We start from the raw sequence: 9974 nt of genomic DNA, 5'->3' as shown, positions 1-9974 counted from the left end.
CGCCCTAGCGCAGCGCGCGGCCGTCGCCGTCCCTGACGTGTATCTCGCGGGGGCCGGCCGGCTCGGCGTCGCGCCGGCCCGGTGCCTCGTGGTCGAGGACAGCGTGACCGGCATCACCGCGGCCGCCGCGGCCGGCATGACCGTGCTCGGCTTCGTCGGCGGCGGGCATGCGTCGGCCGCGCAGATCGATGCGCTGCGCGGCATCGGCGCGCGTCACGTCTTCGACGACATGCACGAGCTGCCCGGCTACGTCGCGCGCTGGCAGGCGACCGGTGCGGTGCTGCCGAACTAGCAAGAATGATTGCGCGCCGCGTTCGACGCGGCGCATCACGAACGAACGGAGACAGATCATGGCAAGCGTGCTCCTGCGCAACATCGCGAAGCGCTACGACGACACCGAAGTGCTGCGCAACGTGAACCTCGACATCGCCGACGGCGAATTCGTCGTGTTCGTCGGCCCGAGCGGCTGCGGCAAATCCACGTTGATGCGGATGATCGCCGGCCTCGAGGATATTTCGAGCGGCGACCTGCTGATCGACGGCGCGAAGGTCAACGACGTACCGAGCGCGAAGCGCGGCATCGCGATGGTGTTCCAGTCGTATGCGCTGTACCCGCACATGACGCTGTACGACAACATGGCGTTCGGCCTGAAGCTCGCGGGCGCGAAGAAGCCGGAGATCGACCAGGCGGTGAAGCAGGCCGCGAAGATCCTGCACATCGACCATCTGCTCGACCGCAAGCCGAAGCAACTGTCGGGCGGCCAGCGGCAGCGCGTCGCGATCGGCCGCGCGATCACGCGCAAGCCGAAGGTGTTCCTGTTCGACGAGCCGCTGTCGAACCTCGACGCGGCGCTGCGCGTGAAGATGCGGCTGGAGTTCGCGCGGCTGCACGACGAGCTGAAGACGACGATGATCTACGTGACGCACGACCAGGTCGAGGCGATGACGCTCGCCGACAAGATCGTCGTGCTGTCGGGCGGCGCGGTGCAGCAGGTCGGCACACCGAACGAGCTGTACCACGCGCCGGCGAACCAGTTCGTCGCGGGCTTCATCGGCTCGCCGAAGATGAACTTCCTGAAGGGCACCGTCGAAGCGGTCGACGCGGGCGGCGTGCTCGTGCGTTTCGACAGCGGCGAGACGCAGCGCGTCGCGGTCGAAGCAGCGGGCTTGCAGCGCGGCGCGGCGGTGACGGTCGGCGTGCGGCCCGAGCATCTGCTGGTCGATGCGGCGGCGGCGGCGGGCGTCGCCGCGCGGACGATGGCCGTCGAGTCGCTCGGTGACGCCGCGTACCTGTATGCGGAGTCAGCTGTCGCGCCGGACGGGCTGATCGCGCGGATTCCGCCGCTCGACACGTACCGCACCGGCGACGCGCTGCGCGTGCATGCGCAGGCCGAGCACTGCCATCTGTTCGACGAAAACGGGCAGGCGTTCCGGCGGCTGAGCGTGCACGCGAAGGCGGCGTGACGCGCCGGCACGTGCGCCTGCGGTGCTCAGAGGCGCAGGTGCTCGGCCACGTAGTCGACGAACGCGCGCAGCTTCGGCGTCGGATGGCGGCCTGACGGCCACAGTACGTAGAACGGCGTGCGGCTCTCGACGTGTTCGTCGAGCACCGTGCGCAGCGTGCCGTCGGCCAGCGCGTCGTGTACGAAAAACTCGGGCAGGCAGGCGATGCCGAGCCCGCGCAGCGCGAAGCACAGCCGTGTTTCCGCGTTGTTGCTGACCATCGATACCGGCACCTCCGGCGGCGTGCCGGCGCGCGGCGCGCGCAACGGCCAGGTCTCGAGCCGGCCGCTGCTGGGGAAGCGGTAGTGCAGGCAGCGGTGCCGCGCGAGATCGGCCGGCGTGCGCGGCGTGCCATGCCGGTCGAGATAGCCGGGCGACGCGACGAGGTGCTGGCGGAAATGGCCGAGCAGCCGCGACGACAGCCGCGAATCCGACGGCTGGCCGGTGCGCAGCACCGCGTCGAAGCCTTCGTCGATCACGTCGACGAGCCGGTCGCTGAAATCGATGTCGAGCTCGATCTCCGGATACGCGGCCATGAAATCGGCGAGCATCGGCAGCAGCAGCGTGCCGATCGTCGGCAGGCTCACGCGCAAGCGCCCGCGCGGCGCCTCGGCGTTGTGCGTCAGTTCCTGCTCGGCCGCGTCGATCTCCGCGATCACGCGCCGGCACCGTTCGAGAAAGCGCGCGCCTTCGGCCGTCAGCGTGATGCTGCGCGTGCTGCGGTGAAACAGTCGCACGTTCAGGCGCGCTTCCAGGCGCGCGATGCGCTTGCCGATCGCCGACGCCGACAGCCCGAGCGCGCGGCCGGCCGCGACGAAGCTGCGCGTTTCCGCGACCTGAACGAACACGACAAAGCCGCCGAGATTTTCCATGCGAGTTCCCGATTGCGGACGCTGGCGTCCGGATTGTCCGGAACTCTACCCCGGTTTTTCTTCGTGCGCCGGCTCCCTACGATGGGCGTTCCTTCACCGTTCGAGGTCACGCCATGTCATCCCTGCCTGTCACCGCCCGTCGCGTCGATGCCGGGAGCGCGTCATGAGCGACTGCCCGTCGATGGACGGCCGGATTGCCGGCCAGCCGCTGCAGGCGGCGCAGCGCCTGCCCGTCGCGAACCTGCTCGCGCTTGCCACCGCCGGCTTCATCACGGTGCTCACCGAAGCCCTGCCCGCCGGCCTGCTGCCGCTGATGAGCGTCGACCTGCACGTGACCGAGGCGCTGATCGGCCAACTGGTGACCGTCTATGCGCTCGGCTCGATCGTCGCGGCGATTCCGCTCGTCGCCGCGACACGTGCGATGCGCCGGCGCGGCCTGCTGCTCGCGGCGCTCGCCGGGTTCGTCGTGTCGAATGCGCTGACGGCCGCGTCGCCGTACTACGCGCTCACGCTGGCCGCGCGCTTCGTCGCCGGGATGTCGGCCGGGCTGCTGTGGGCGCTGCTGGCGGGCTACGCGAGCCGGCTGGTCGAGCCGTCGCTGCGCGGCCGGGCGATCGCGGTCGCGATGCTCGGCATACCGGCAGCAATGTCGATCGGCATTCCGGCCGGCACCGCGCTCGGCGCGATGTTCGGCTGGCGCGTCGCGTTCGCGGGCATCACGCTCGCGGCGCTGGCGCTGATCGGCTGGATTCGCCTACGCGTGCCCGACTATCCGGGGCAGCAGGCCGGCGCGCGCGAGCCGGTGCTCGGCGTGATGACGCTGCCCGGCGTGCGGCCGGTGCTGACCGTGATGTTCGCGTACGTGCTGGCGCACAACATGCTGTACACGTACGTCGCGCCGTTTCTCGCGGGCGTGCGGATGGGCGCGCAGGTCGATGCGGTGCTGCTCGTGTTCGGTATCGCGTCGCTGGTCGGCATCGCGCTGACGGGCGCGTGGATCGGCGCCGCGCAGCGACGCCTGACGCTTGCCAGCATCGCGCTGTTCGCCATCGCCGCGGCGATGCTCGGCGCCGGTTCCGGGATGGCGATCGTCTATGCGGGCGTCGCGTTGTGGGGGCTCGCGTTCGGCGGTGCGCCTACGCTGTTCCAGACGGCCGCCGCGAATGCGGCGGGGGAGGCGGCCGACGTCGCGCAGTCGATGCTCGTGACGGTGTGGAACCTCGCGATCGCGGGCGGCGGCATCGCGGGCGGAATGCTGCTCGGTGCAACGGGCGCCGGCGCGATTCCGTGGGTGCTCGTCGCGCTGCTGGCGGCTGCGTGGGTCGGCGCATGGCGTGCGCGCCGGCATGCGTTTCCGGCGCCGCACGCGGGTTGAGCGCTCGACAGCCGCGCGCGGTGCACCGTGCGCGGCTTCGGCGTCAGGCCGCTTTCGCGGCGAGCGCGGCGCGCGCGCACGCTTCGTCGGTGACGAGCCCCGACAGCCAGCCGCCGCGCAGCGCGGCAATCACCGCGTCGTGTTTCTTCGGGCCGCCGGCGAACGCGATCGTCGGCAGCTTCGGCGGCGTGGCGAGCGCGACGCTCGTCACGCGCGCGCTCGTCGATACGGCGATCTGCGTGCCCTGCGCGTCGATCGGCACGCCGAGCAGCTCGGCCACCGCGCCGAGCGCGGTCATCTCGTCGCGCTCCTGTTCGGTGATGAAGCCGTCTTCATAGAGCGGGCAGTGCGGGCCGATGTTGCCGATCCCGACGAATGCGACATCGGCCTTGCCCGACAGCGCCTCGACGATCCGGTACAGCCGGTGATTGCACCACTGCGCGCGCTCGGCGTCGCTGTCGGCGAAAAGCGGCGCGGGCAGCAGGAAGTGCTTGCTGCCGGTTTTCTCGGAGATGTACTGCGCGACGTCGTAGCGGTTCGACGAGCCGTCGGCCGCGATCGCGCCGACCATCGACACGAGCCGGTGCTGCGGGCGGTCGATCTGCGCGATCTGCGCGACCGCGGCCTTCAGCGTCCGGCCGCTGCTGACCGCGATCACCATCGGCCGCGTTTCGTTCAGGTAGCGCTCCATCACCTGCGCGCCGGCGACGGCGAGCTTGCGGTCGATCGCGTCGGGCGCATCGGCATCGACGGGCACGACTTCGCACATCGCGAGGCCGTAGCGCTTCGACAGCTGCGCGCCGAGATCGAGGCAGTCGGCGAGCCGGTGGTCGACGCGCACGCGGATCAGGTTCTTCTCGACCGCGAACGCGACGAGACGCTGCGCGACCGGGCGCGACACCTGCAGCTTTTCCGCGATTTCGTTCTGCGTGTCGCCCGCGACGTAGTAGAGCCACGCGGCACGCGTGGCGAGATCGAGTTTTTCTGAGGACTTGGACACGATAGCGATTCGGTTCGGATCGGGGGGGTGCCCCGCGGGCCGGCCGGCGGGCCGCATGGCAGCATCCACTGTACCGCATGTCGCGCACGCGGCCGACGGCCGCCACGCGTGACGTGCGGCGCTTATGCGAGCCGTGCGCGCGACGGTTCGTACAGCGGCTGCACGTGACGGTACAGCGCGCGGAACGCATCGAGGCGTTCGCGCAGCAGCGCATGGCGGGCCGCATCGGGCGTGTATTCGGCGCGCACCGGCGGCTTGGTCAGCACCGCATGCGGATCGCCGCCGACGGCCAGCCAGCCGAGCCGTGCCGCGCCGAGCGCCGCGCCGGTTTCGCCGCCGCCGTGCTGGCGCGTGCGCACGTTCAGCGCATCGGCGATCAACTGCGCCCAGAACGCGCTGCGCGCGCCGCCGCCGATCAGCGACAGCTGGTCGGTTTCGACGCCGGCCGCATGCAGCGCGTCGAGACCGTCGGCGAGGCCGAGCGTCACGCCTTCGAGCACCGCGTAGCCGAGATGCGCGCGTTCGGTCGCATGCGTCATCCCGAAGAACACGCCTTGCGCGTATGGGTCGTTGTGCGGCGTGCGCTCGCCGGACAGGTAAGGCAGGAACAGCGGGGCCGTCGCGAGCGCGTCGGCGTCGAGCGTTTCGATTTCCGCGAGCAGCGCGGGCTCGTCGGTGCCGGTCAGCTTGCAGACCCAGCGCAGGCAGCTCGCGGCCGACAGCACGACGCTCATCAATTGCCAGCGATCGGGAATCGCATGGCAGAACGCATGCACGGCCGACGCGGGGTTCGGCATGAAGCGATCGCCGACCACGCTCAGCACGCCGGACGTGCCGAGCGACACGAAGCCGTCGCCCGCGTGGATCGCGCCGATGCCGAGCGCACTCGTCGCGTTGTCGCCGCCACCGCCGGCCACCACGACGGCCTCCGACAGCCCGAGTTCGCGTGCGATGTCCGCGCGCAGCGTGCCGGATGGCGCATTGCCTTCGACGATGCGGGGCATCTGGTCACGCGTCATCCCGCACGCGGCGAGCAGCGCATCGGACCAGTCGCGGCGCGCGACGTCGAGCCACAGCGTGCCGGCGGCGTCCGACGGATCGGACACCTTCGCGCCGGTCAGCCGGAACCGCAGGTAGTCCTTCGGCATCAGCACGCAGGCGGTCGCCGCGAACACGTCGGGTTCGTGCTTCGCGACCCACAGCAGTTTCGGCGCGGTGAAGCCCGGCATCGCGAGGTTGCCGGCCAGTGCGTGGAGATCGGGCGCGCGTTCGGTGAGCAGCGCGCATTCGTCGGCGCTGCGCATGTCGTTCCACAGGATCGCGGGGCGCAGCACGCGGTCGTCGCGGCCGAGCAGCACGGCGCCGTGCATCTGGCCCGACAGGCCGATGCCGCGCACGGCCGCGAACGCGTCGCGGTGCCGTTCGCGCAGCGCCGCGAGCGCGGCGAGCGTGCCTTGCCACCAGTCGTCCGGATGCTGTTCGGCCCAGCGCGGATGCGGCCGCGACACGGTGAACGGCGAGCCGGCGGTGCCGACGACCGTGCCGTCCGGGGCGAGCAGCAGCACCTTCACTTCCGAGGTGCCGAGGTCGATGCCGAGATACATGAGCGATCCGTTCCGTCAGTGGGGAGTCGCTACTTTAGCCGCGCGGCCGCGCCCGTGCCAAGGCAGGTTCGCCCGGATGCGCGTCAGCGTGCCGCGAGCCATGTGTCGACACGCAAGAGTCCGCCGCGCAAGGCCTCGAACAGCGCGGCGTTGCCGGCGAGCGAGCCCCACAGCTGCCGGTTCGCGCACAGCGCGACGACCGGGTCGTCGGCCTGGACGATCGCGCGCGCGGCGCTTTCGTCCATCACGCCGTCCTGGTACGCGTACGGCAGCGCGCCGCGCGCCCAGCGCTCGAGAAAGCGCAGGAACAGCGCGGGCAGCACGGCGGTGGCGACCGGCGCCGCGCCGCGTGCGAACGATTCGGCGAGCGTCGGCGCGATGAAGCCGGGAATCTTCGAGAAGCCGTCGGCCGCGACGCGCTGGTTCGTGTCGAGCACGTACGGGTTGCCGAAGCGTTCGAGCACGACGTCGCGGTAGCGCGCGAGATCGAGCGGGCTCGGCGTGAGGCAAGGGATCACGTCCTGCGTCACGTAGTCGTGCGCGAAGCGGCGGATCGCCGCGTCGTGCGTGCCTTCGTGGATATACGTATGGCCCGCGAGCGTGCCGGCCCACGCGATGCAGCTGTGCGTCGCGTTGAGGATGCGGATCTTCGCTTCCTCGTACGGGTGCACGTCGTCGACGAGTTCGGCGCCGGCCACTTCCCACTTCGGCCGGCCGGCCGCGAAGCGGTCCTCGATCACCCACTGGATGAACGATTCGCCCATCACCGGGCACGCATCGTCGAAGCCGGTGGCCGCCAGCACGCGCTCGCGCACGTCGGCGGTCGGGCGCGGCGTGATGCGGTCGACCATCGCGCTCGGTGTCGCGACGTTCGCATCGAACCATGCGAGCAGGTCCGCCTGGCCGCGCCGCTCGAGGAATTCGCGCATCCCCGCGCGAAAGCGCGCGCCGTTGTTGCGCAGGTTGTCGCAGCTCTGCAGCGTGAGCGGGCCCGCGCCGCGCTTCACGCGTTCGGCGAGCAGCGCCGCGAGCGCGCCGTACAGCGTCGTGCGCGCGCCCTGCAGGTCGGCCGCGAGATCGGCGTTCGCGAGGTCGAGCCGGTTGTGTTCGTCGAGGTAGTAGCCGCCTTCGGTAACGGTAAACGACACGATCCGGCAGGCCGGATCGGCGCCGGCGTCGATCAGCGCGGCGAGGTCGATCGACCACGGCAGCACGCGCGTGATCGCGCGGATCGTCTCGTACGCGCGCTCGCCTTGCGGTGTGACGGTTTCGAGCGTGTAGGCGCCGTGCTGCGCGGCGAGTGCGTCCATCGTCGCGTGCATGTCGTCGCGGATGTTGCCGACGGTCAGCGACCAGCGCTCCTCGGCCGGGACGGCCGCGTTCACGCGATGCAGATACCACGCCTGGTGCGCGCGGTGAAACGAGCCCGCGCCGATGTGCAGCAGCACGGGCGTGCGGGCGGAGGGCGATGCGCTCATCCGGTGTCTCCTTTTCGTGCCTGACAGTCCTGCCGAATACGATCATTTGCTCTCTATGTGAGCGAATGATCGTATTCGGGTGAGCGAAAGTCAAGGCGGGGAAACGGCATTTCGATGGTGCGCTGCGGCGGCGTGTGGGTAGGGTGGGGAGGCCGCGAACGGGCGGCCGGTGCGGAAAGCGCTGTCAGCGTCCTTCGCGCGTCAACGCGACGAGTTCCTCGAGCAGCTTGCCGGCCGGCCCCGGCAGGATGCCGTGGCGGCGCCGGAACGCGGTGAGCGTGCGCACCGCGACGACCTCGTGCACGGGCAGCGTGTCGATCGCGCCGGCGCGCTGTTCGGCGCCGTACATCGGCTCGGCCATCCAGCTCAGGAAGCCCGCATGCGCGACGAGGCTCTTCAATGTAGTAACCGAGCGCGTTTCGACCGCGATGTCGGGCAGCGCCAGCCCGTGCGCGTCGAAGGTCGCGCGCATGTGGTCGAACGGCGCGGTGCCGCGCGGCGGAATCGCCCAGCGCGCGTGCAGCGTGTCGGCGAGCGTCGGCGCGCGGCCGAGCGCGCGCAGCGGATGGTGCGGCGCCGCAACGATGTGGCTGCGATCCTCCCAGCGACACTCGGGAATCGCGACGATCTCGTCGGTATCGGGCCCGTGCGCGGACAGCGCGAGATCGATCTCGTGCTTGTTCAGCCCTTCCGCGAGCCGGTCCCACACGCCTTCGATGATCTCGACGCGCAGGTTCGGCCAACGGTCGAGCACGCGGCCGACCGCGACCGGCAGCACGAGGCTCGCGATGCTGCCCACCGTGCCGACCTTGATCGTGCCTTTCGCGAATCCGCGCATCGCATCGAGCTCCTCGCGCGCGTGCTCGGCTTCGTGCTGCAGCAGCGTCGCATGCGGCAGCAGTGCGTCGCCGAACGCGGTGAGCTGCACACCCTTCGAATGGCGCTCGAACAAGGGCGCGCCGACCTGGTCCTCGAGCCGCTTCAGGATCCGGCTCAGCGCCGGCTGCGTCACGTGCAGCGCGTCGGCCGCGCGGCCGAGGCTGCCGCACGCGACGATCGTCGTGAAGGCGCGCAATTGTCGGAGGTCGAAAGTCATGTCGGAACGGTATGGCTTATCGCAAAAAATACAGTATCCGAGAATGGCTCGCGCTTCGATACTGTGGAAACCGCCAAGCCATCGAGGAGACGCCCGAGCATGTCCGGCCATACGCCCCCTTCCGCCGCACCGATCACCGTTCGCGATGCGGTGATCGACCTGCTTCGCCAGTTCGGCATCGACCGCGTGTTCGGCAATCCCGGCTCGACCGAGCTGCCGATGTTCCGCGACTTCCCGGACGATTTCCGCTACGTGCTCGGCTTGCATGAAGCCGTCGTGGTCGGGATGGCCGACGGCCATGCGCAGGCCACCGGCAATGCGGCGGTCGTCAACCTGCATTCGGCGGCAGGCGTCGGCAACGCGATGGGCAATCTCTTCACCGCCTTCAAGAACCGCACGCCGCTGATCGTCACCGCGGGCCAGCAGGCGCGCGCGATCCTGCCGTTCGACCCGTTCCTCGGCGCGACGCAGGCCGCCGAGTTGCCGAAGCCGTACGTGAAGTGGAGCATCGAGCCCGCACGCGCGCAGGACGTGCCGGCCGCGATCGCACGTGCGTATCGCATCGCGATGCAGGAACCGCGCGGCCCCGTGTTCGTGTCGATCCCGGTCGACGACTGGGATCAGCCGGCCGAGCTGCTGCCGCGCCGCGACGTCAGCCGTGTCGTGCGGCCCGATCCGGACGCGCTCGCGCGGCTCGGCGATGCGCTCGACGCCGCGCGGCGTCCCGCGCTCGTGGTCGGGGCGGCCGTCGATCGCGCCGGTGCGTGGGACGACGTCGTGCGGCTCGCCGAGCGGCACCGTGCGCGCGTGTACGTCGCGCCGATGTCGGGGCGCTGCAGTTTCCCCGAGGACCATCCGCTGTTCGCCGGCTTCCTGCCCGCGATCCGCGAGAAGATCGTCGCGCGGCTCGACGGGCACGACCTCGTGTTCGCGTTCGGCGCGCCCGCGTTCACCTATCACATCGAGGGCTTCGGCCCGCACGTGCCGCCGGGCGCGACGCTCGTGCAGCTCGTCGACGATCCGGGCCTCGCCGCGTGGACGCCGTCA

At 70.6% G+C, this 9974-nt stretch carries 9 protein-coding genes; 4 read left to right on the top strand and 5 right to left on the bottom strand.

What is annotated here, in order from left to right; genetic code table 11:
• Together G3N98_RS35975 and ugpC are read left to right on the top strand one after the other, a co-directional pair.
• The coding region (locus G3N98_RS35975; RefSeq protein WP_206150790.1) for an HAD family phosphatase at positions 1-292 on the top strand (292 nt) is incomplete at its 5' end.
• Positions 293-350: 58 nt separating this feature from the next.
• Complete coding sequence (ugpC, locus tag G3N98_RS35970; protein ID WP_089426205.1) at positions 351-1463, top strand: sn-glycerol-3-phosphate ABC transporter ATP-binding protein UgpC; 1113 nt, start codon at positions 351-353, stop codon at positions 1461-1463.
• A 26-nt stretch (positions 1464-1489) separates the two neighbouring features.
• Here the strand turns inward: ugpC and G3N98_RS35965 are convergent, their stop codons facing one another.
• A complete protein-coding gene (locus G3N98_RS35965; RefSeq protein ID WP_206150789.1) occupies positions 1490-2374 on the bottom strand; it encodes a LysR family transcriptional regulator in 885 nt (294 codons plus the stop codon).
• A 163-nt stretch (positions 2375-2537) separates the two neighbouring features.
• Between G3N98_RS35965 and G3N98_RS35960 the strand changes: the two genes are divergently transcribed.
• Entirely contained in the window at positions 2538-3749 is a 1212-nt protein-coding gene (locus G3N98_RS35960; protein WP_206150788.1) for an MFS transporter, read from the top strand.
• 43 nt (positions 3750-3792) lie between these two features.
• Here the strand turns inward: G3N98_RS35960 and G3N98_RS35955 are convergent, their stop codons facing one another.
• The 4 genes from G3N98_RS35955 to G3N98_RS35940 all read right to left on the bottom strand — a co-directional run bounded on the left by G3N98_RS35955 (position 3793) and on the right by G3N98_RS35940 (position 8927).
• Positions 3793-4806: a sugar-binding transcriptional regulator gene (locus tag G3N98_RS35955; RefSeq protein ID WP_206150787.1), complete on the bottom strand. Its 1014-nt coding sequence runs from the start codon at positions 4804-4806 to the stop codon at positions 3793-3795.
• Between the two features lie 65 nt (positions 4807-4871).
• Positions 4872-6353, bottom strand: a complete 1482-nt coding sequence (gene xylB / locus G3N98_RS35950) for a xylulokinase (RefSeq protein ID WP_089440893.1) — start codon at positions 6351-6353, stop codon at positions 4872-4874.
• An 83-nt stretch (positions 6354-6436) separates the two neighbouring features.
• Complete coding sequence (gene dalD / locus G3N98_RS35945) at positions 6437-7831, bottom strand: D-arabinitol 4-dehydrogenase (RefSeq protein WP_206150786.1); 1395 nt, start codon at positions 7829-7831, stop codon at positions 6437-6439.
• A gap of 184 nt (positions 7832-8015) precedes the next feature.
• Entirely contained in the window at positions 8016-8927 is a 912-nt protein-coding gene (locus G3N98_RS35940; protein ID WP_206150785.1) for a LysR family transcriptional regulator, read from the bottom strand.
• Between the two features lie 99 nt (positions 8928-9026).
• On the opposite strand from G3N98_RS35940, the gene mdlC reads away from it, so the two are divergent.
• The coding region (gene mdlC, locus G3N98_RS35935) for a benzoylformate decarboxylase (protein WP_206150784.1) at positions 9027-9974 on the top strand (948 nt) is incomplete at its 3' end.

Origin of the sequence: Burkholderia sp. Tr-20390, from assembly GCF_017104595.1 — a bacterium.
Taxonomy (GTDB): Bacteria; Pseudomonadota; Gammaproteobacteria; order Burkholderiales; family Burkholderiaceae; genus Burkholderia.
Note: the sequence above shows the minus strand (reverse complement) of the source record. Positions and strands in the feature narration are given on the sequence as shown.